This window comes from Staphylococcus simiae, assembly GCF_002902085.1.
GTDB lineage: Bacteria > Bacillota > Bacilli > Staphylococcales > Staphylococcaceae > Staphylococcus > Staphylococcus simiae.
Map to the genome: position 1 here is coordinate 4,873 of NZ_PPQR01000134.1, position 22,919 is coordinate 27,791.

The window sequence follows — 22,919 nt, forward strand, 5'->3', positions numbered from 1 at the left end:
AACGAAGTATTGTAGTGGAGACTCCTGAGGGAGCAGTGCTAGTCGAAGACTACAGGCTGAGACAGCACCCTAGGAACGCGAAACTACAATACGGAGTATTGAACATAAAGAAGCACAAAGACGATTTAACAATAAAATCATCTTTGTGCTATTATTTTTGGGATTTATGTCCCAGGCTCTTTTTTGCTTCTAAATTTATCGTTGAATCAATCCGGCTTTTCTTAATTGATCTAACATATCTAAGCGCGCCTTGTTCCCTAAGAATGTTTCTATTTGTTGTGACCAAGTTTCTTGACGCTGACCATTTGTTCGTTTGTCATAATAGCCACTTATCGTTTGATCATATTGTTTAATTTGTTCTCTTTGTTGTTCTTTATCATCATTATACTGATTATGATGAAAGACATGTTCGAAAGGTAAACGTGGTTTAGCAGAACCATTTTCGTCATCAGCCGGTTCTCCAACAGCCATACCAAACAGTGGGAAAACATAATCTGGTAAATTTAATATTTCACGCACACGTTCCACATCATTTCTTAATGAACCTAAAAAGACAATGCCATACCCCATATCTTCAGCAGTAACAGCAATATTTTCTGCTACTAAAGCAGCATCAATCGCACCTACCAATAAACCTTCAGTTGAACCATAAGCTGTTTCCATGTTTGTTTCAGCATTGTCATCTATAAGTCGATGTCTATAATAATCAATAACAAAGACAAATAAATAACCATTTTCTACTACATAGGGCTGTCCTGAAACTTCTTTCAAATTTTCTTTAATTTTGACATCATCTACACCTATAATTGAATACGCTTGTAAAAAACTGGATGTTGAAGCACTTTGCCCTGCTTCTACAAGCTTTCTCACTGTATCTTCGCTCAAAACTTTATCTTTAAATTTTCTTACAGAATGGTGTTTTTTTACTAAATTATAAACATAATCAGACACTAACGACACTCCTCTTCTCTCTATTCATATTTTTTATTTTACACCCCTTCACAATAACTATAAAAATAAAATGACTTACTCAGTATCTCTGTATATTTCAGTATTAGTTATCTTGCATAAACTACAACGTTTATTGTTACACCATATTATCAATAAGATGATATTAGTTGAGAATACAAAAAATTATTTTATTGTAACTTAACGTCATTACAATTTCCCATTACCGTTATACCAACAATATCGTTATAACTGCTTAATTTCGTCATTTTACTATCATAGAAAACAATACACCCAGAAGTATTACCTACTTTTTATCTCAATGTTATCCAGTTGACTATTCCTTATCAAAATGTAATAATGCTAAATAAGAGATTAGAATTATTATAAATAAGATGAGTCAAATAATTCTAATGACTATTTAAATTTTAGGAGGAATATATTTATGTCATTAATTAATAAAGAAATCTTACCATTCACAGCACAAGCGTATGATCCAAAAAACGATGAGTTTAAAGAAGTTTCTGATGCAGACTTAAAAGGTTCATGGAGCGTTGTATGCTTCTATCCAGCTGACTTCTCATTCGTTTGTCCAACTGAATTAGAAGATTTACAAAATCAATATGCACAATTACAAGAATTAGGTGTAAATGTATTCTCAGTTTCAACTGATACACATTTCGTACACAAAGCTTGGCATGATCATTCAGACGCTATTAGCAAAATTCAATACACAATGATTGGTGACCCATCACAAACAATCACTCGTAACTTTGATGTATTAGATGAAGCACTTGGATTAGCTCAACGTGGTACTTTCATCGTTGATCCAGATGGCGTAGTACAAGCTGCTGAAATCAATGCTGACGGAATTGGCCGTGACGCTAGTACATTAGTTCACAAAATTAAAGCGGCTCAATATGTACGTCAACATCCAGGTGAAGTTTGCCCAGCAAAATGGGAAGAAGGTTCTGAAACTTTACAACCAGGTTTAGATTTAGTAGGTAAAATTTAAGGAGGCATTATAACAACATGCTGAATGCTGATTTAAAACAACAACTTAAACAACTTTTAGAACTTATGGAAGGCGACGTAGAATTCGTTGCCAGCCTTGGTTCAGATGATAAATCAAAAGAGTTAAAAGAGTTACTCGAAGAAATTACTGATATGTCTCCACGACTATCACTTTCTGAAAAATCTTTAAAACGTACACCAAGTTTCCAAGTTAACAAACCTGGCGAAGACACTGGTGTAACATTTGCTGGTATTCCTTTAGGTCATGAATTTAATTCACTTGTTTTAGCAATTTTACAAGTAAGTGGACGCGCACCTAAAGAAAAACAATCAATTATTGATCAAATCAAAGGTTTAGAAGGTCCTTTCCATTTCGAAACTTTCATTAGTTTAACTTGTCAAAAATGTCCAGATGTTGTACAAGCACTAAACTTAATGAGTGTTATTAATCCTAATATCACTCATACAATGATTGATGGCGCTGTATTCCGTGAAGAATCTGAAAATATCATGGCTGTTCCTGCTGTCTTTTTAGATGGTCAAGAATTTGGAAATGGTCGTATGACAATTCAAGATATTTTATCTAAATTAGGTAGTACAGCAGACGCTTCTGAATTTGCTAACAAAGATCCTTACGATGTATTAATTATTGGTGGTGGACCAGCAAGTGGTAGTGCTGCAATTTACACTGCTCGTAAAGGTTTACGCACTGGTATTGTAGCTGATCGTATCGGTGGCCAAGTGAATGATACTGCAGGTATAGAAAACTTCATCACAGTTAAAGAAACAACTGGTTCTGAATTTTCTTCTAATTTAGCAGCTCATATTGATCAATATGACATCGATACAATGACTGGAATTCGTGCAACTAACATCGAAAAGACTGATAAAGCAATTCTTGTTACTTTAGAAAATGACGCTGTACTAGAAAGTAAAACTGTCATTATCTCAACAGGTGCAAGTTGGCGTAAACTTAATATTCCTGGTGAAGACAAATTAATGAACAAAGGTGTAGCATTCTGCCCTCACTGTGATGGTCCTTTATTTGAAAATAAAGATGTTGCCGTTGTAGGTGGTGGTAACTCAGGTGTAGAAGCAGCGATTGACCTTGCAGGTATTGTTAAACATGTTACTTTACTTGAGTACTCAGATGAATTAAAAGCTGATAATGTGTTACAAGATCGTTTACGTTCACTATCTAATGTAGATATCATTACTAATGCACGTTCTAAAGAAGTCATTGGTGAAGATCACGTTACTGCCTTAAGCTATGAAGATGTTAAGACTGGCGACACACAAGTGATTGAATTAGATGGTATCTTTGTACAAATTGGTTTAGTACCAAATACTGCTTGGCTTAATGATATTGTAGAATTAAGTCCTCGTGGCGAAGTCATTATAGATCGTGATAATGCTACAAATGTACCAGGTATTTTTGCAGCTGGTGATGTTACAGATCAGAAAAATAAACAAATTATTATTTCAATGGGTGCAGGTGCTAATGCTGGATTAAATGCATTCGACTACATCATTAGAAATTAATATATTTTTTAAACAGAGTCCGATAATTTGGGCTCTGTTTTTATATTTAATTGGTTTCATGTTATGCTTAAAATGTTACATATAATGTCGTAAATTAAGGAGCTTAAAAATGCTTGATATCAATTTAATACCTAACTACAAAATAAATAATATCCGTAAATTTTTAAACTTATCATCAAAAGCTCATGAAGTACAAATTATCCATGAAAGCCTAAAACCTGAAAATATCAAAAGATTAGCTAACAAAATCACTAATAAAGAACTACAATTATTAGAAGACATTATTGCTAAAGGTGACCCTGCTGTAATTATTGATAAAGATTTAGTGACAGAATTGAAAATAACTGACCATTTAGGTTTTATCTATCAGCTATCCGATGATGAATTTGGTATAAACTATTTATTTTTATACTTTTTAAATTCCGTTCTATTTGATGAACATAATTATGAACTTAGAGATTTGACTACTGAAGAAAGACATTACATCTTTTTCAATGTAGACCGCGTTCAACAACATCAAAATTTGAATGATGTAAGTTTACATGATGCACTAGAAAATAAGACAGTACCTGAATTAAAAGATATATGTAGAACATACGAAATTAAAGGATTTTCTAATAAAAACAAAGATTCACTTATCGATTTAATTTGTAAAGCCTTTTTTGAAGATTCATCAATATTAAATCAAATGTTCGTAGGTTCATCATTAGCAGAACTTGTTATGCTATTTAATATTTTAGACAATGATAAAAACTATTTCATAGATAATAGTCTACGACTTACTGAAGAAATGAACTTACTAGATATAGATGACTTCTTAATGGACTATTTCATATATTTTTATGATTATCGATTTGACGCATTGGTTTTACCACAAGATACAAGACAGCACGTGATTGATTTTATTGATAAACAAGGAGGCCCTAAAGAATTTCTTAATCAGTTTAATGATAAATTAACTGATGATGATATGCTTAAAGACCTTCAACATATCACTGAATATATTGAAGATAATTTTGATGGTGACTTAGAGGCGTTAGATGAGTTCGACGGGGAAGACTATCTATTCGGTCAAGGTGATCAAGCACGACGACAACTCATTAATGAGCTTATCATTGAAATAGAAAGTGGTCTAATTGATAAAGAAGATATCTTACCATTAAGAATTATATTAGGCGCCGTTAATTTGTATGGCCTAGTAACTAAAGCGCATTTACTTTCTCTCATGCGTCAATTTTATGATGCTTCATTTAGTGAACAAGATTTACAGTTCAACTTAGATATACTCGATCCTATAGGTCTATATGTTCAAATCCGTCAATTCGTATTACACCCTCTCATGTACGACCTATTTGATAATGATGAAGAAGTTGAAGAAATTGGTGGGCATTACTATATTCCTCAAACAGTTGATGAACTTATAAATTATGATAGATATCACTTTTATAAAGCTGATACAGCGATTAAAGAATTTATATTTTATTTACGTTCACAATTGGTCACTACAGATGATATTGAAAAAGGAAATTGGGTAGATCAAATTTTAATGCTTATACGCACACTACCCCATCCAGATCTTATTTTAGAATTTATGAATGAATTTGTGGAAAATGGTATAATGAAGCCAATCACTAATGAAAAATTATTCAATAAAAAAGCTAAACAAGCATGGAACCACTTACGAGTGTGGGCTCTACAAGGTCATAGTAAATATCAATTAAAATGACGCTTTTTATTGCAACTATAAAGGAGTTCCTATCAATAATGAAGACTAGATTACTATTTAGTACTTTCTTAGCATCTGCCCTCATTTTAACCGGTTGTGCTAATAAAGATTCAAATCAAGATGATAAGCAACATCATACAACGGCATCTCAAGTACCAAAACATGTTAAAAAAATAACAGAAAGTGATATTTTTACTTCGAATAAGAAGAATGCAGATATTAGCGAAAAGGAAATGAAAGAAGCATTAACTAAATATTTAGCTGTTAATAATGATATTTTGGATAATAAATATTATATGCAGCATGAGTTAGATAAACAAAGTGATAGTCAAACAAAAGTAACTGACAAACAAGCTGATAGACTTAGCGAATTATCTAATCTAACAGTCAAAAATGATTTACACTTTAAAAACTTTGTAGCAGATAATCATATTCCTAAAAGTTATGACAAAAATACACAACGCATCATCAATTATTTCAAAGCTTTAAATAGTGCTATCTCTAATGTAGATGAAACTATCGAAAAATTAAGTTATCAACCACAAAATTCTATTAATATTGTGGACGTGCCTACGAACTATGCAGGCGATGTTAATAAAAGTCAACAAGATAAAATTAAAGATTTCTTAAAATCTAAAAATATACCAACAGACGCTATTAATAAATAAAATATCAATTTACGTGTGGAGGTTATGATGTCATGAAACTAAGACTATCACTCGTCACTTTAGCTATTATCTCATCAGTCGTTTGTCTTTTATTTAGCGCTAAATATCCTACTGGGCCGAACACTGTAAGTTTTGATAAACCTGAAGAATTGTTATTATCCATTGGTTACATGATTATATTAGCATTGCCATGCTTAATTCTAGCTGCCTTCAACCATATAATTCCTAGAATTATATCAGCTATTATACAATTATTAGCTATGCTGTTATGGGGGGCTTTAAGTGTACTCATGCTATTCTTCCCAGTATTTCCATTAGCTATTGTTTGTTTTATTACAGCCTTAATATTACTTATAAGTGCTATTGTAACTTTATCTGTGAATGGGAGTAGGCAGACATAAATTTTCTATAAAATTCATGTCGTAATCCTACCACGATAAGACTGACTATGTATTTAAAATTGTTGATTGATCAACATTTTAAAAATCAGACAGTTACTAACAAATGTTTAATGTTAAACGTAAAATGTTTTTGTCCCAGGCTCATATAAACTATCAAAACAAGCGCTCGGTGCCTAGGTAGCGAGCGCTTGTTTTATGCTATAACATATGGTTTACAATTTTCAATGTTTAAATCAACAGCTTCGTCTTTAGATACTTGACCCAAATAATGCATGAAACAACGAATCACAACCTGATGTGCAATAATGACTATATCCCCTTGTTGCGCTTTATCATTGCCTTCATTTTCCATAAATACTTTAACTCGATTTAATACATCTTGATAACTTTCTCCACCTGGAGCTTTTTGAGTAAAACTATGTCTAAAATCCTTAAACATTGGATCATTGAAATATTTGTCATATTCTTGTTGCATACTAATGTCATCTTTATATTTCCCTTCAAACTGGCCAAGTGATCGTTCTCTTAATTGATCCGTTATTGTTGTGGCAATATCTGTATTAGGAAAAATATGTTCATACGTCTGTCTCGTACGGTGTAAATCAGACACATAAATATGTTTGATATTTAACTTTTTAAAATAATTTTCTAATGCAGCTGCACTTGCTTTACCTTTATCTGTCAAAGGTACATCGAGTTGTCCGCAATAATATGCACGGAAATGTTTATTGTCATAGTTAGATTGTGATTCTCCATGTCTTACTAAATATACTGTCATTTCAAATTACCTCGTTATATTGTTTATTATTTGTTAATTATATTAATAATTTTACTAGATTATCTTTTTATATCATATTTATAATTAAGTTTAATTTCAAAAATCAATTTGTATTTTGATAGTCTAATTTATAAAAAATGAATTGTTCTTGTGTTTGTATTAATTAAATGGTAAGATAAAGTTGTAGTTGAGAAACAGCTACACAGTCTTTTATATTCATGAACATAATACTCCTGGATGACGTTTCCCTGCGTCATCCTTTTTTATTGTTCTCTATTTTTTAAGACTGATAACTAAAAAGTAAATACTTTAAAATGAAAATTATTTTGGAGCCACGGCGCCTAAGGAATCGAGACCCAACATTGTTATAGCAATTCTATAATCATTAACTGTTAGTTATTTATAATTTGAGTATAAATCATAAATAGTATAGCTGACTTGGACAAATACACTGACACTTGATCAATAATTGAATTTTAATATTACAGGGAGAAATTTGATGGAATTAATAGATTATAACATGTTTGATGATGAAATAGTTGCTATCGTTCAATCTGATAAAGGCTAATTATTTAAACACGCTTTTGATACGACAACACCCGAATATAAAATTTTAGAAATACTTAATGAATTGAATAAAAACGCATTGATAAAGATCAACCACCATTAAGTTATACACTAATCAAACGTTATACCTTTGCTAATGTTACTCAAGCAATAATGGCATAAAAAAAGATGACAGTCACAATTAACTGCCATCTTTTTTTATATCAAATTATTTACGTAATAATCTTAAGAAGATTAATACGATTGCAATTAACACAATTGAACCAATTAATGCTGGGAAGATGTAAATACTACCTAATTCCGGACCCCATTGTCCAAAGAATTTTCCACCGATCCATGAACCAACAATACCTGCGATAATATTACCTAAGATACCACCTGGGATATCTTTACCCATAATACCGCCAGCTATCCAACCGATAATACCGCCGACAATTAACATTCCTATAAATCCGAACATAATTTATAATCTCCTTTTTTAAGTGTAAATTTTTGTTATGCTTAATAGTACCCGAACTTGATAACATTGAAACAAATTCAAATTATTTTTTTCTTTAATTTTGACAATTTCTTATGTGAAATAATTTTTTTATTTACTAGTTGAATATTAAATAGCTAGACATAATTTCTATTTTGTTGATTATTCTATTATTAATACATAATAGACTTGATTATTTCAGTATGTAGGACTAGAATGTATACATATTAATAGTACCCAAGCTACTAACAATTAGGAGTGAGGTAAAAATGAATTTACACATATTATATAATTTAAGAACAAAACACAATTTAGAAATCGAAGAATTAGCACAACAACTTAATGCTAAATATGGCACACATTACGAAGCACATCACATTTGGGAATGGGAAAATCATTATCACGAACCTAAATTCAAAGATGCAATGCACTTAGCAGAGTTTTTCGATGCACCATACGAAATGTTTTTAGAAAGTAAAGTTAAAGAATACCAACAACATTTAGAAGATGTTGATATTAGAATGTAACTTAACCCCCTCACATCAAGTGAAGGGGCCTTTCTTTGTCTTAATATATTAAAGTTTTGATATGCATTTTTATGGTCCGAACTATTTGTTCTTTATATATGAACTCTAGTTTGTTGCTGACTTGTTTTGATAATTCATCAAAGTATTCAACCATAGTTATTAACGCTTGCAGAATTTCTTGTTCCTTAAATTTAGGATAAAAGGTCCTTAATACCGCTTGTTCATTTATATCTAAGTAGTTATGTAAATATTTGAGATGCTTCCCCATGTTTACTTCAAAGTTATATTTATCACTTTTATCCCAAGACCACATGAGTAATACCATTTTACGGCAAATATCAAAGTAATCCATTGCATAGATTAAATGTTTACGCCAAAGCCCCTTTAGCACGTTTAATGCCATTAAATAAAATTCATCTAAACATTCGTCAAATAATTGTTGACTCGGTACTTTTACCCAACAATGTTGATCTGTTGGTTCATCTATCGTAGGTAAATGATACCCTTTATCGAATAGCAAAACAGCAAATTGGTTTTCTTCTAAATAACAATCTATTTTTGTTATATCAATCACTGTTAAATCAAGTCTCTTAAAATTAGATAATAATAAATTTACTGAGTATGGCATCTCCTTGTCAACAGGATAAAGTAGTTCTTCTTTAGGTATTTGTTTAATGAGTATCGTTCCAAATTCATTTATCCATTGCTTTTGGGTAATCATCTTTTCAACATTATCTACTACAAAGACGATATCAAAATCTTGATGTTCATCATCCCAAACAAAAGGATTAGCTCTTGAACCATTTAAATAAACACCTTTAATATGTATATTGTTTTTAGCTACAGTCAATATTAAATCATATATATCACTATCATTTGACATTATTGCCACCCCTACCCAAAATAATATCTTTCATCTTATACTAATGATGAAATCAACGCAACCTTTTTCATTATTCGTGTAAAATAAAACTTCCATACATCTTAAAAGGTAATGCTGTACAAACCATAATATATGAAATGAATTAACATTTTATGTCCCATATAAAAATGCGGACTTCATTGAATTGTAAGCATTCTATTGTAAATATTAAGCATGTATTTAACATTATATGAGTTATAATATTTTTCGCATTACATATATTGGTGTTTCCTTTAATATTATGCTTAATTAAAAATATCTATATTTATAGTATTTTGGCTCTCTAACAAATTAGACTGATATTTTATTAACTTTAATGTCCATTTAATTAATTAGTAAAAAATAGAAAACCAGTACTTTTAACACAGCATACAAAAAATCACCCCAATTTATTTAGGGTGATTTTGTATTTTAGTTATCTTCTTCATTTTTTAGAACTTTACCAGATTTAGCATCAATAGTAATCTCATGTTTAGTTTTACCTTTTTTCAAATCCATGTTGTAGACAAGTTTGCCATCATCTTTATCCAATGACCATTCTTTGATGTCACCATCAAATTCTTTTTGTCCTTTTTTAATTGCTTTTTTATAGTCAATAGCATCGCTATATTTGAAATTATCACTTTTATCTATAGAATCTTCTTTTTCAGTGCTTTTATTTACAATTTTTTTATCTTTATCTGCAATAATCACTTCAGATTCTTCACCAGTTTTTTGTTGTGCAATTTTATATGTCCAATCACCATTTGTTTTTTCAAAGGCAATTTCTTTCAATTCTTGACCTTTATATGTGTCTTGCGCTTTTTTTACAGCATCTTTAGGACTTGTTTGGATATCATTTAAAGCAATAACTTGTTTAGTAGTATTTGAATTACTATTACTAGAATCTGATGATTTAGTATCTTCTTTAGTAGCGTCATTGCCACATGCAGCTAAAACTAATGCTCCCATAGATAATACTGCTAATGATTTAAATTTCATAGTATCACTCTCTCTTCTATATTTTGAAACTCTTACTTTAAGCTTCTTGCTTATACATCATTAAATACCCGTTATAATTATTTTTATTCATATTTATAACAGTTAAAATTAATACACGGTAAACATTAAATACAAAAGCAAACATTGTTCTATAAAAATATAAAAACGAATTACATATTATGGTTTGTAAAATGATTCGGTTATTTAATATTACAGTTAATCTATATTCTCTATTATTCAATTTTTATTTCCTATTCTGTAATTACAAAGACTTCAAACTACTTAGACGAATAGTGAGTATTGACCAAAATCGTCATATATTTATTATTATGTGCTTGATACTAATTATCTGGACTATTTGACGCATATAAAACAACATTTTACAAACTTAGTCAGTCTTGTCGTGGTGGGATAAATACTGATATTTATAATTCACTTGAGATTCCAAAATACAAAAATAACCCCATAAGCCTTGAGCTTACGGGGTTTAAAGTTAAACAATATCTTATTGTTCTTCTTTTACATATGGTAATAAAGCCATATGACGAGCACGTTTAATAGCTATAGTCAACATACGTTGATATTTAGCTGAAGTGCCAGTTACACGACGTGGTAAAATTTTACCGCGTTCTGAGATAAAACGTTTCAATAATTCAGTGTCTTTATAGTCGATATGTGTAATACCATTTGCTGTGAAATAGCATACTTTTTTACGACGACGTCCGCCTCTTCTTGGTCCACCTGCCATAGTTAACTACCTCCTTTGAATATTATTTTATGTGTTTTCGATTATTTTAATTAGAATGGTAAGTCATCATCACTAATATCGATAGGTCCATTAGCATTCGCAAATGGATTATCTGATTGTTTAGTGTTAGATACACTATTGTTCGAATTGTTTTGTCCTGATTGTTGACCAACAAATCCTTGACCGTAGTCTTGGAATTCATTTTGTTGACGTTGGCCACTATTATGTTGAGCGTTCTTCGGTTCAAGGAATTGAACACTATCACACACAACTTCAGTAACAAACACACGACGACCTTCTTGATTTTCATAATTACGAGATTGTAAGCGACCATCTACACCAGCTAAGCTACCTTTTGATAGATAGTTATTAACATTTTCTGCTTGTCTTCTAAAAACAACACAGTTAATGAAATCAGCTTCACGTTCACCTTGTGCATTCGTAAAAGTACGATTGACTGCAAGAGTGAATGTCGCTACACTCACACCTGAGGGAGTGGTTCTGTATTCCGGATCTTTCGTTAAACGACCTACTAATACAACTCTATTTAACATTTAAACGCCCCCATCTAATTATTACTTATCTTGGTCTTCACGAATAACCATATAACGAATGATATCATCATTGATTTTAGCTAAACGTTGGAATTCGTCAGTAGCTTTGTTATTATCACTTTTAATACGTACGATATTGTAGAATCCATCACTGAAGTCATTGATTTCATAAGCTAGGCGACGTTTACCCCAGTCTTTTTCTTCTAAAACTTCTGATCCTTCTGAAGCTAAGATACCGTTAAAACGTTCAACTAACGCTTTTCTAGCATCTTCTTCAATGTTTGGGCGTACGATGTACATAATTTCATATGTTCTCATTTTATATTTGCACCTCCTTGTGGTCTATACGGCTTATCAGAAAATAGATAAGCAAGGAATAATTTTCATTACTCACAATTTAGAATTATATCATGAGCTATTACTTTTTACAATAAAAATTGAATTAACTATGTATTATTATTGCATCTATAATGACTTATATATTGCTAAGTTAAATTATATATTCACTTTACAAATGCGAACACATGTTCTATAATTGTGATGAGGTGTTTCTAATGAAATTAAATTTAGACTGGGATAAAGACTTTCAAGAATTTCAAGATATTTTAAATAGTGGTATCAATCCTGAATGGCTCTACTCTGCTAAAGCTAACTTAATTTTACAACCAGCCTATACCGGTGAAGGTAAACAATTCTTTAGTACTCAAGATATTATAAAAGCAAGTCATATCATACCTTTCTTTTAAGTTAAACCTATCCAAACATAACTAGTTATAACCAAATGTGATTGACAAGATTACAATGACATGAAAAAAGAGGCGAACTCTAAAGTTCACCCCTCAAAATGTTTCAATTATTATACATTAAATCTAAAGTGAACAATGTCACCATCTTGCATAATATAGTCCTTACCTTCTAAGCGTTGTCTACCCGCTTCTTTAGCACCATTTTCTCCACCATATTGTACATAGTCGTCATAACTTGTTACTTCTGCTCTAATAAATCCACGTTCAAAGTCAGTATGAATGATACCAGCGCATTGTGGTGCTGTCATACCTTGTTTAAACGTCCAAGCACGTACTTCTTGTACTCCAGCAGTGAAATACGTTGATAAGCCTAACAATTCATATGTTGTTCTTATCAATCTATCTAATCCTGGTTCTTCGATTCCTAAATCTTCTAAGAACATTTCTTTATCTTCATCATCTAACATAGCAATTTCTTCTTCAATTTTCGCACTAATAACAATCACTTCTGACTCTTCTTTAGCTGCGTATTCACGAATTGCTTTTACTTTATCATTATCTTCATCACCAATTTCATCTTCACCAACATTAGCGATGTATAACATTTTTTTAGATGTAAGTAATTGTGCTTGGTTAACCCATTTTTGGTCTTCATCATTAAACTCTAAACTTCTAACAGGTTTGCCGTTTTCTAGAGCCTCTTTAATTTTAGTTAAAATACGAACTTCCATTTCAGCTGTTTTGTCTTTTTGACGTGCCATTTTTTGAATACGTGGCAATCGTTTTTCAACTGATTCTAAATCTGCTAACACAAGCTCCATATTAATAACTTCTATATCATCAATTGGATCAACTCTTCCAGAAACATGTGTGACATTATCATCGTCAAATGCACGAACAACCTGACATATAGCATCTACTTCTCTTATATGAGATAGGAATTTATTTCCTAGTCCTTCACCTTTAGATGCACCTTTAACAATACCAGCAATATCTGTAAACTCGAATGTAGTAGGTATCGTTTTTTTAGGTTGTACCATTTCTTCTAATTTCAACAAACGTGTATCTGGTACCTCTACGATTCCAACGTTTGGATCAATTGTTGCGAATGGATAGTTTGCAGCTAAAGCACCCGCTTTAGTAATTGCATTAAATAATGTTGATTTACCAACGTTAGGCAAACCAACGATTCCTGCTGTTAAAGCCATGACTCATTCTCCTATCTATTTGTATCATTATGAGATACTACAATTTTTTTCAATTTTTTATCAAATGCCTGACGTGGAATCATTATACTTCTTTGACAATTTTCGCACTTAATTCGTATATCAGCACCCATTCGAATTATCTTAAAGCGATTTGTTCCACAAGCATGTTGCTTTTTCATTTCTACTATATCATTTATTCCATATTTTGACGTCATTAAATATGACCTCCATGTATTATAAACTAGTTATTATCATTTTCAATGTTATTATATGCTGCATATAGTGGCTGTGGTGTTTTTATACCTTCTTGTATAAACATTTTTTGCGCTTCTTTGCGAATAATTCTAGCTCCCGATGCACCTTCTCCAGGTATTGTTTCCGCTGAAACTCTTAATGTAATTCTAGTGTCTTCGAATGCATCAATACCTAACACGACTGGATCGGAAACAAATAAATAATACTTACTACGTAATGATAAAAATAATTTATTTAATTTTTTCTCTACTTTATCTATATTCTCATCCACTGATACTGGAATTTCTACAATTGATGTCCCATTAGTAATAGAGAAATTGGTTATCTCTCCCATACTGCTATTAGGTAATATGGTTAATTCCCCAGAGATTGTATTAATACGTGTAGATCTTAAGCCAATTGATTTAACAGTCCCTTCAGCAACTGTTGTACCGCCATTATTAATTTTAACATAATCACCCACATCAAATTGACTTTCAAAAATAATAAAAAATCCTGTAATAATATCTTTAACAATTGTTTGTGCACCGAAACCAACAGCTAAACCGACAACACCTGCACTGGCTATAACACCTTCAACACTTATACCAAATTTACTGAGAATAGTAGTAATTACAATAAACCATACTATATATTTCACTACATTTTGTACTAATGCAATTAATGTTTTAGAACGTTTTTTATTACCTTTCCTACTTTTGTTTTGTATTCTAAATCCTTGTTCAATCATTTTATCTAAAATTTTAATAACTATAATTGCAACTATGATATATATAAGAATCATAGTAATTTTAGTCGCTACATTTTCATAAGTTTCAATTTTTGTCAGCGGCTCAAATAATGATGAAAGAATATTCATAACTTGATTCATTTATATTAATCTCCTTTCGTTGTCTTTATATTACTAATATTTTATCTTGAATCACTTCACTATAAATCAGACTTCCGCTCAATAAAGTGCATTGTTTTCCCAGTTCTTATGTATACATAAAGAACTATTATAATAAAGGTATGATTTATTTACCATAGTTAACATTCAATTGTTTGATTAGTATTTCGAATTCTTCTTGAGATTTAAATTCAAACGTAATTTTTCCAACTTTATTTGTAGTAGATATATCTACTTTGGTTCCATATTGTTCCTTTAGTTGTCTTTCTTGTTGCGCAATGAATTTAGGCTTACGATATTGTGCTTTACTCTCATCTTTTGTTTCATTATTATTTTGTTTTATTTCATTAATATATTGCTCTAATTGGCGGACGCTCCAATGTTCTTTAGCAACTCTCCGAGCAATTTTGACCATATCGTTTTGATTTTTAATTGCTAATAAAGTTCGACCATGAGCACCTGACAAATCACCTTTTTTAACCATTACCATGATACTTTGTGGCAAATGTAATAATCGCAACATATTTGCTATATATGATCTAGATTTACTTAATCTTTTAGCTACTTCTCGTTGCGTGATATTCAACTCTCGCATTAGTCTTTGATAACTTTCCGCTTCTTCTATTGCATTTAAATCTTCCCGTTGCAAATTTTCAATGACTGCAAGTTCCATCATATCTTCGTCTGATAAATCTTTGATAATGGCTGGAATTGTTGTTAAACCAGCTAATTTAGATGCTCTAAATCTTCTTTCACCAACGACGATATAATATCCTTGTATCGTTTTTCTAACAACTATAGGCTGTAATATGCCATATTGTTTAATAGAGTCTGCTAAATTATTTAAATGTATATCATCAAACGTTTTACGTGGTTGATAAGGATTCGCTTTAATTTGTTCTAATTTAATTTGAATTACTTGTTCATCTTCCGACACTATTAATCGCTGATCATCATTCGTTACCAATCGATTCACTTCACTTTTCTAAATTTCTATATAACTATATTTTATGTATTCTACCTTTATGGGACAACCTTTAGACATAAATTATTTAATAAATCTTATACGTCTTTATTAACTACCAAACGTTTTTATTAATATGATAATTTAACTGTTAAATCAAAATTTTCTGAAAAGTTGTTGACAAATCATTTTAATCTATGTAATCTAATAAATAACTTATTACAACTTAACGATACTTAAACACAATAAAGAGGAAAGTAAAACTTACACTGCTTATACAGAGAGTCTTTAATAGCTGAGAGAAGATTTTGAAAGAAAGTTTGAAAATGGCCTTGGAGTGTTGATACCAATATGAGGTATCTACGGGTTCGCCCGTTATAGCGATACAGTATTAACATTTATGTTAAAATGGCGTACTGGAATTTTACGTCACAATAATATCGTTAATACTCATTTAAACGTAAATTAAATGAGTTTATTAATGTAATTGTGCCTACCTTTCAGTCACGATTAATGTATATGGCGTACTGAATGAGGTTATTTTAGTGATAAAGTAACAAATAAAGGTGGTACCACGAAACCTAAGCTTTCGTCCTTTGCATCCGATTAAATCTATCGGGTTCAAAGGACGGAAGCTTTTTTTATTATTTTTTTAGGAGGCATTAATTATGAAGGATACTGAATTAGCTCAAATTGCACTTACCCATGATCACACTGGTGCAATTGCAAATCCTATATATCTATCTACCGCCTATCAACATCCAAGTCTAGGTCAGTCAACTGGATATGATTATACAAGAACAAAAAATCCAACGCGAAGTGCATTTGAGGAAAGTTTCGCTAAATTAGAACGAGGAATTGCATCATTTGCAACATCAAGTGGTATGGCAGCAATTCAATTAATATGTAATTTATTTAAACCTAACGATGAAATTCTGGTTTCTTTCGATTTATATGGTGGTACGTTTCGCTTATTTGACTACTATGAACAACAATATGGCATTCAATTCAAATACGTTGATTTCTTAAACTATGAAGAAGTTACGAATCAAATTACAGCTAATACTAAAGCGTTGTTTATTGAACCCATATCTAACCCACAAATGATTGCTATAGATGTGGAACCTTATTACCAATTAGCGCAGAAACACCAGTTATTAACCATTATAGATAATACATTTTTAACACCTTATCTATCTACACCATTAGAAGAAGGCGCAGACATTGTATTACATTCTGCTACAAAATATATTGGTGGTCATAATGATGTACTCGCTGGTGTCGTCACAGTTAAAGATGACAAATTAGCACAACAACTATTTGATTTTCATAATATGATTGGTGCTACGTTATCGCCATTAGATAGCTACTTATTGCAACGCGGACTTAAAACGTTACATTTGCGTATAGAACGTAGTCAATCTAATGCACAGCAATTAGCTGCCAAATGTCAAGACTTGGAAGCTATTGATCAAGTTCTTTATAGCGGTCGTACTGGTATGCTGAGTTTACGACTAAACAAGAACTATAACGTTGCTAAATTTTTAGAAAGCTTAGACATTTGTATTTTTGCTGAAAGTCTTGGTGGTACTGAAACACTGATTACATTTCCATATACACAAACTCATGTTGATATGCCTGATAGCGAAAAAGATAAACGTGGTATTGATGAACAACTCATTCGCTTATCCATAGGCATAGAAGATTACACAGATATTGAAAGAGATATTATTCAAGCTTTAAAACATGCATATGTTGGAGGGATTCTATGACTTTATCTAGAGAAACTGAAGTGATATTTGATTGGCGTCGAGGAATTGATTACCATTCTGCTAATCCACCTTTATATGATTCATCAACATTCCATCAACAACAATTAGGTGGCCAAACTCATTACGATTATGCTCGCAGTGGCAATCCGAATCGTACATTAGTTGAAGAAAAATTAGCGCGTTTAGAGCATGGCGACTATGCTTTTGCATTTGCCTCAGGTATCGCAGCTGTGTCTGCCGTTCTTTTAACTTTCAAATCTGGTGATCATATTATTTTGCCAGATGATGTTTATGGTGGAACATTCCGTTTAACTGAACAAATTTTAAATCGTTTTAACATAGCATTCACAACCGTTGATACAACCAACCTTGAAGCAATCACACAAGCTATACAACCTAATACTAAATTAATTTATTTAGAAACACCTTCAAATCCCTGTTTTAAAATAACAGACATTGAAGCAGTATCAACTATAGCGAAAGCACACAACTTACTAGTAGCTGTTGATAATACCTTTATGACACCACTTGGTCAGTCTCCTCTAGCTCTTGGGGCAGACATCGTTATTCATAGCGCTACTAAATTTTTAAGCGGTCATAGCGACTTAATTGCCGGTGCTGTCATTACAAATAATAAAGTCATCAGTGACGCATTATATTTAATCCAAAATGGAACTGGTAATGCTTTATCAGCACAAGATAGTTGGATGTTAGCTAAACATTTAAAAACATTGCCTGTCAGATTTAGTCAATCTGTTGCCAATACTCGAAAAATCGTAGACTTCCTACTCAAGCAAGATGAGATAGCAGAAGTGTATTACCCAGGACATAATGTGACTCACTTGAAACAAGCTAACAATGGAGGTGCTGTCATAGGACTACGTTTAAAAGATGAAACAAAAGCTCAAGCATTTGTCGATGCTTTAACATTACCTCTTGTATCAGTAAGTTTAGGTGGTGTTGAAACAATACTATCTCACCCAGCAACAATGTCTCATGCAGCCCTACCAGAAGAAGTAAGGCAACAACGAGGTATTACGTTTGGTCTATTCCGTCTTAGTGTCGGTTTAGAAGATCCAGATGAGCTGATTGCAGATATAAAATATGCACTAAAGGAGGCATTTAATGAGTCAATTTCTCACACAATTGAAAGACAACATTTTAGTAGCTGACGGCGCAATGGGTACAATCCTTTATTCAGAAGGTATTGATACTTGTCCAGAAGCTTACAACTTATCTCACCCAGACAAAATTGAGCATATCCATCGTTCTTATATTGCTGCAGGTGCTGATGTTATTCAAACGAACACATATGGTGCTAATTTTGAAAAATTAAAGAACTTTGGACTCGAACATAAAGTGAAAGAAATTCATCAAGCTGCCGTGCGTATTGCCAAGAAAGCAGCAACTGATCACACATTTATCTTAGGTACAGTTGGTGGGTTTCGTGGTATTAAACAAGATGACTTAAGTTTACAAACTATTCTTTATCATAGTGAAATTCAAATTGATACGTTAGTTGAAGAAGGTGTCGATGCACTATTGTTCGAAACTTACTACGATTTAGAAGAATTGACGCATGTTATCAAACATACTAGACAGAAATATGAAATTCCCATCATTGCTCAATTAACTGCTTCTAATACTAATTATTTAGTTAATGGTACAGATATCAATAGTGCACTTAAATCAATCGTTGATTGTGGGGCAAATATTGTTGGACTTAATTGCCATCATGGTCCACATCATATGCAAGAGTCATTTACACATATTGAATTACCAGATCAAGCATTCTTATCTTGTTACCCAAATGCTAGTTTATTAGATATAGAAAATAGTGAAATTAAGTATAGCGATAACGCACAATACTTTGGAACTGTAGCGCAACAATTAGTTAACGAAGGAGTTCGCTTAATTGGTGGTTGTTGTGGTACAACGCCAGAACACATTAAATTTATTAAATCATCCGTTGCTAACCTTAAACCAATTAATAGTAAAAAAGTGGTGCCTATTACTACGTCTATACATTTTAACCAATCATCAACACATACTAAACAAAATTTGACATCAAAAGTACGGGAACGACCAACAGTTATTGTCGAATTAGATACACCTAAACATTTAGACACGACTAAATTTTTCGATAATATCGCTAAATTAGATAAAGCCAATATTGATGCTGTAACTTTAGCAGATAACTCACTCGCCACAGTAAGAGTAAGTAATATCGCTGCAGCAAGTTTAATTAAACAATATTACAACATTGAACCTTTAGTACATATTACATGCCGTGATCGCAATTTAATTGGCTTACAATCTCATTTATTAGGCTTATCGTTAATCGGCGTTAACGAAATTTTAGCCATAACTGGTGATCCTTCTAAAGTTGGTCACCTACCTGGTGCCACTAATGTCTATGATGTTAATTCTAAAGGATTAACTGAACTGGCATTACGTTTTAACCAAGGTATTAACACAGATGGTGATGCGCTGAAGAAATGTACACACTTCAACATCGCTGGCGCCTTTAACCCTAATGTACGTAAATTAGATGGCGCTGTAAAAAGATTAGAAAAGAAAGTAGACAGTGGAATGTCTTACTTCATTACACAACCAGTGTACAGTAAAGAAAAAATAATAGAAATTTATCATGCCACTAAGCACCTAGATACACCATTTTTCATAGGAATTATGCCGATTGCAAGTTATAAAAATGCGCTATTCCTACACAATGAAGTGCCTGGCATTAAAATGTCAGATGACATTTTAGCACAATTCGAAGCGGTGAAAGATGATAAAGCCAAGACACGACAACTGAGTTTAACTCTATCAAAAGCATTAATTGATACAGTTCATCAATATTTTAATGGTTTATATATCATTACACCGTTCCAAAATGTCGAAGATTCATTAGAACTTGCAGCATATTCAAAATCTATTACCACTCATAAGGAGGCAATATTATGACAACAATTACAACATCAAATTTAGGATTCCCACGTTTAGGTAGAAAAAGAGAATGGAAAAAAGCTATCGAAAGTTACTGGGCACAAACTATTACTAAATCAGAATTAGACCAAACATTAACAGATTTACATAAAGAAAATTTATTACTTCAAAAAAACTATAACTTAGATAGTATCCCAGTTGGTGATTTCTCTTTATACGATCATATCCTAGATACTTCTTTATTATTTAATATCATCCCTGAACGTTTTCAAGGAAGAGACAACAACGACGATTTGTTATTCGATATTGCCCGTGGTAATAAAGATCATGTAGCTAGTGCTTTAATTAAATGGTTTAACACAAACTATCATTATATTGTGCCAGAATGGGATAATGTTGAACCTAAAATTGTTCGCAATGTTCTATTAGAAAGATTTAAATTTGCACAGTCTTTAAATATCAATGCACATCCTGTCATCGTAGGACCTATTACTTTTGTAAAATTATCTAAAGGTGGTAATCAAACGTTTGAAGAAAAAGTACAAACATTATTGCCATTGTATAAAGAAGTGTTCCAATCGTTAATTGATGCAGGTGCTGAATATATTCAAGTAGATGAACCTATATTAGTTAACGATGATAGTGAAAGTTATGAAAATATCACTAAAGAAGCTTATGACTACTTCGCTGAAGCTGGTGTAGGTAATAAACTAGTGATTCAAACTTACTTTGAACGTGCACATGTTAAATTCTTAAGTTCTCTACCTGTGGGAGGTCTAGGTTTAGACTTCGTTCATGATAACGGCTATAACTTAAGACAAATTGAAGCTGGTGATTTTGACCGTTCTAAAACTTTATATGCTGGTATTATTGATGGTCGTAATGTGTGGGCATCAGATATTGCTGCTAAAAAATCACTCATCGAAACGTTATTAACTTATACAGACCATCTTGTGATTCAGCCTTCATCTTCATTATTGCACGTACCAGTTTCTTTAGATGATGAAACATTAGATACTAACATTGCCGAAGGATTAAGCTTTGCTACGGAAAAATTAGATGAATTAGATGCCTTACGTCGTTTATTTAATAATCAAGACAGCACTAAATATGATAAGCTAAAATCACGTTTTGAACGTTTCCAAAATCAATCATTTAAAAATCTTGATTATGATTTTGATAGTGTTCGTACTTCAAGACAATCAGCATTTGCAAAACGTATCGAGCAACAGCAACAACGTTTGAATCTACCTGATTTACCAACAACAACAATTGGATCATTCCCTCAAAGTCGTGAAGTTAGAAAATATCGTGCAGATTGGAAAAACAAACGCATCTCTGATGAAGCTTACGAAACATTTTTAAATAATGAAATTGCACGCTGGATTAAAATCCAAGAAGATATCGGGTTAGATGTACTCGTACATGGTGAATTTGAACGTAATGATATGGTTGAATTCTTCGGAGAAAAACTACAAGGCTTTTTAGTAACTAAATTTGGTTGGGTGCAATCATACGGTTCACGTGCTGTTAAACCACCAATCATTTATGGCGATGTCAAATGGACTGCCCCATTAACAGTTAAAGAAACAGTATATGCGCAAAGTTTAACTGATAAGCCTGTCAAAGGTATGTTAACTGGTCCGGTAACGATTCTTAACTGGTCATTCGAACGTGTGGATATACCACGTAAAGTTGTACAAGATCAAATTGCATTAGCTATTAACGAAGAAGTACTCGCACTTGAAAAAGCGGGTATTAAAGTTATTCAAGTTGATGAACCAGCATTACGAGAAGGCTTACCTTTACGTTCAGAGTATCACGAACAATATCTCAAAGATGCTGTTTTATCATTTAAACTTGCAACATCATCTGTGCGTGATGAAACTCAAATTCATACACATATGTGCTATTCTCAATTCGGTCAAATTATTCACGCGATTCACGATTTAGATGCTGATGTTATCTCTATTGAGACATCACGAAGTCACGGTGATTTAATTAAAGACTTTGAAGATATCAATTATGATTTAGGAATTGGACTAGGTGTTTATGATATCCATAGCCCTCGTATTCCTACTAAAGAAGAAATTACAACAGCAATTGATCGTTCACTACAACAAATTGACCGCTCTTTATTCTGGGTTAATCCAGACTGTGGTTTAAAAACAAGACAAGAAGATGAAGTAAAAGCAGCATTAACTGTATTAGTTGAGGCCGTTAAAGCTAAACGTCAAGATAAAGACGGTCAAGATATTGCATAATTAATTAGAAACGGGTGA

The 22,919-nt window shown here is 32.0% G+C and carries 23 protein-coding genes and 1 other annotated feature; of the genes, 11 read left to right on the forward strand and 12 right to left on the reverse strand.

Annotated features, from left to right (window positions below; all coding sequences use genetic code 11):
• Window positions 1-195: 195 nt before the first annotated feature.
• Window positions 196-951, reverse strand: a complete 756-nt coding sequence (gene nfsA, locus CD113_RS11760) for an oxygen-insensitive NADPH nitroreductase (protein ID WP_095092560.1) — start codon at window positions 949-951, stop codon at window positions 196-198.
• Window positions 952-1,393: 442 nt separating this feature from the next.
• Here nfsA and ahpC point away from each other — a divergent pair, with 442 nt between their 5' ends.
• From ahpC to CD113_RS12690, 5 genes are all read left to right on the forward strand, one after another.
• Entirely contained in the window at window positions 1,394-1,963 is a 570-nt protein-coding gene (gene ahpC / locus CD113_RS11765) for an alkyl hydroperoxide reductase subunit C (RefSeq protein ID WP_002464887.1), read from the forward strand.
• A gap of 17 nt (window positions 1,964-1,980) precedes the next feature.
• Window positions 1,981-3,504 carry an alkyl hydroperoxide reductase subunit F gene (ahpF, locus tag CD113_RS11770; protein WP_002464886.1) on the forward strand — a complete coding sequence of 508 codons (1,524 nt, stop codon included), beginning with the start codon at window positions 1,981-1,983 and terminating at the stop codon, window positions 3,502-3,504.
• Between the two features lie 109 nt (window positions 3,505-3,613).
• Window positions 3,614-5,230, forward strand: coding sequence for a hypothetical protein (locus CD113_RS11775; RefSeq protein WP_002464885.1), 1,617 nt, complete (start codon window positions 3,614-3,616; stop codon window positions 5,228-5,230).
• A 38-nt stretch (window positions 5,231-5,268) separates the two neighbouring features.
• Window positions 5,269-5,898 (forward strand): NDxxF motif lipoprotein, encoded by a 630-nt coding sequence (locus tag CD113_RS11780; RefSeq protein ID WP_002464884.1) that lies wholly within the window; start codon window positions 5,269-5,271, stop codon window positions 5,896-5,898.
• A 32-nt stretch (window positions 5,899-5,930) separates the two neighbouring features.
• Complete coding sequence (locus tag CD113_RS12690) at window positions 5,931-6,299, forward strand: hypothetical protein (RefSeq protein WP_002464883.1); 369 nt, start codon at window positions 5,931-5,933, stop codon at window positions 6,297-6,299.
• Between the two features lie 193 nt (window positions 6,300-6,492).
• Here CD113_RS12690 and CD113_RS11785 read toward each other — a convergent pair whose 3' ends face one another.
• Window positions 6,493-7,077: a histidine phosphatase family protein gene (locus CD113_RS11785; protein WP_002464882.1), complete on the reverse strand. Its 585-nt coding sequence runs from the start codon at window positions 7,075-7,077 to the stop codon at window positions 6,493-6,495.
• A gap of 775 nt (window positions 7,078-7,852) precedes the next feature.
• Window positions 7,853-8,104, reverse strand: a complete 252-nt coding sequence (locus CD113_RS11790) for a GlsB/YeaQ/YmgE family stress response membrane protein (RefSeq protein ID WP_002464881.1) — start codon at window positions 8,102-8,104, stop codon at window positions 7,853-7,855.
• A gap of 287 nt (window positions 8,105-8,391) precedes the next feature.
• Here CD113_RS11790 and CD113_RS11795 point away from each other — a divergent pair, with 287 nt between their 5' ends.
• Complete coding sequence (locus CD113_RS11795; RefSeq protein ID WP_002464880.1) at window positions 8,392-8,649, forward strand: helix-turn-helix domain-containing protein; 258 nt, start codon at window positions 8,392-8,394, stop codon at window positions 8,647-8,649.
• A gap of 40 nt (window positions 8,650-8,689) precedes the next feature.
• Here the strand turns inward: CD113_RS11795 and CD113_RS11800 are convergent, their stop codons facing one another.
• From CD113_RS11800 to rpsF, 5 genes are all read right to left on the reverse strand, one after another.
• The gene (locus CD113_RS11800; RefSeq protein WP_002464879.1) at window positions 8,690-9,532 is read right to left on the reverse strand and encodes an aminoglycoside 6-adenylyltransferase; all 843 of its coding nucleotides are present in this window, start codon (window positions 9,530-9,532) and stop codon (window positions 8,690-8,692) included.
• Window positions 9,533-9,982: 450 nt separating this feature from the next.
• Entirely contained in the window at window positions 9,983-10,552 is a 570-nt protein-coding gene (locus CD113_RS11805) for a PepSY domain-containing protein (RefSeq protein WP_002464878.1), read from the reverse strand.
• Window positions 10,553-11,057: 505 nt separating this feature from the next.
• Window positions 11,058-11,300, reverse strand: a complete 243-nt coding sequence (gene rpsR, locus CD113_RS11810; protein ID WP_002464877.1) for a 30S ribosomal protein S18 — start codon at window positions 11,298-11,300, stop codon at window positions 11,058-11,060.
• Window positions 11,301-11,350: 50 nt separating this feature from the next.
• Window positions 11,351-11,854, reverse strand: a complete 504-nt coding sequence (ssb, locus tag CD113_RS11815; RefSeq protein WP_002464876.1) for a single-stranded DNA-binding protein — start codon at window positions 11,852-11,854, stop codon at window positions 11,351-11,353.
• Between the two features lie 21 nt (window positions 11,855-11,875).
• Window positions 11,876-12,172, reverse strand: a complete 297-nt coding sequence (gene rpsF, locus CD113_RS11820; RefSeq protein WP_002464875.1) for a 30S ribosomal protein S6 — start codon at window positions 12,170-12,172, stop codon at window positions 11,876-11,878.
• A 236-nt stretch (window positions 12,173-12,408) separates the two neighbouring features.
• On the opposite strand from rpsF, the gene CD113_RS11825 reads away from it, so the two are divergent.
• On the forward strand, window positions 12,409-12,600 hold the full coding sequence (locus tag CD113_RS11825) for a hypothetical protein (protein ID WP_002464874.1): 192 nt from the start codon (window positions 12,409-12,411) through the stop codon (window positions 12,598-12,600).
• Window positions 12,601-12,710: 110 nt separating this feature from the next.
• On the opposite strand, the gene ychF is transcribed toward CD113_RS11825, so the two are convergent.
• The 4 genes from ychF to CD113_RS11845 form a co-directional block, all read right to left on the reverse strand.
• Window positions 12,711-13,808, reverse strand: a complete 1,098-nt coding sequence (ychF, locus tag CD113_RS11830) for a redox-regulated ATPase YchF (RefSeq protein ID WP_002464873.1) — start codon at window positions 13,806-13,808, stop codon at window positions 12,711-12,713.
• A gap of 11 nt (window positions 13,809-13,819) precedes the next feature.
• Window positions 13,820-14,023 (reverse strand): DUF951 domain-containing protein, encoded by a 204-nt coding sequence (locus CD113_RS11835; protein ID WP_002464872.1) that lies wholly within the window; start codon window positions 14,021-14,023, stop codon window positions 13,820-13,822.
• Window positions 14,024-14,049: 26 nt separating this feature from the next.
• The gene (locus CD113_RS11840; RefSeq protein ID WP_002464871.1) at window positions 14,050-14,934 is read right to left on the reverse strand and encodes a mechanosensitive ion channel family protein; all 885 of its coding nucleotides are present in this window, start codon (window positions 14,932-14,934) and stop codon (window positions 14,050-14,052) included.
• A 145-nt stretch (window positions 14,935-15,079) separates the two neighbouring features.
• Window positions 15,080-15,928 (reverse strand): ParB/RepB/Spo0J family partition protein, encoded by an 849-nt coding sequence (locus CD113_RS11845; RefSeq protein WP_002464870.1) that lies wholly within the window; start codon window positions 15,926-15,928, stop codon window positions 15,080-15,082.
• 224 nt (window positions 15,929-16,152) lie between these two features.
• Window positions 16,153-16,516, forward strand: a binding site (T-box leader).
• Between the two features lie 68 nt (window positions 16,517-16,584).
• Between CD113_RS11845 and CD113_RS11855 the strand changes: the two genes are divergently transcribed.
• From CD113_RS11855 to metE, 4 genes are read left to right on the forward strand one after another with little or no spacing between them, the layout of a single operon-like run.
• Window positions 16,585-17,688: a PLP-dependent transferase gene (locus tag CD113_RS11855; protein WP_002464869.1), complete on the forward strand. Its 1,104-nt coding sequence runs from the start codon at window positions 16,585-16,587 to the stop codon at window positions 17,686-17,688.
• Window positions 17,685-18,860 carry a cystathionine beta-lyase MetC gene (gene metC / locus CD113_RS11860; protein ID WP_002464868.1) on the forward strand — a complete coding sequence of 392 codons (1,176 nt, stop codon included), beginning with the start codon at window positions 17,685-17,687 and terminating at the stop codon, window positions 18,858-18,860. Before CD113_RS11855 ends, metC begins: the two co-directional genes overlap by 4 nt.
• Window positions 18,814-20,655 carry a bifunctional homocysteine S-methyltransferase/methylenetetrahydrofolate reductase gene (locus tag CD113_RS11865; protein ID WP_002464867.1) on the forward strand — a complete coding sequence of 614 codons (1,842 nt, stop codon included), beginning with the start codon at window positions 18,814-18,816 and terminating at the stop codon, window positions 20,653-20,655. The genes metC and CD113_RS11865 overlap by 47 nt, the downstream gene beginning before the upstream one ends.
• Window positions 20,652-22,901, forward strand: coding sequence for a 5-methyltetrahydropteroyltriglutamate--homocysteine S-methyltransferase (metE, locus tag CD113_RS11870; protein ID WP_095092558.1), 2,250 nt, complete (start codon window positions 20,652-20,654; stop codon window positions 22,899-22,901). The genes CD113_RS11865 and metE overlap by 4 nt, the downstream gene beginning before the upstream one ends.
• Window positions 22,902-22,919: the final 18 nt, after the last annotated feature.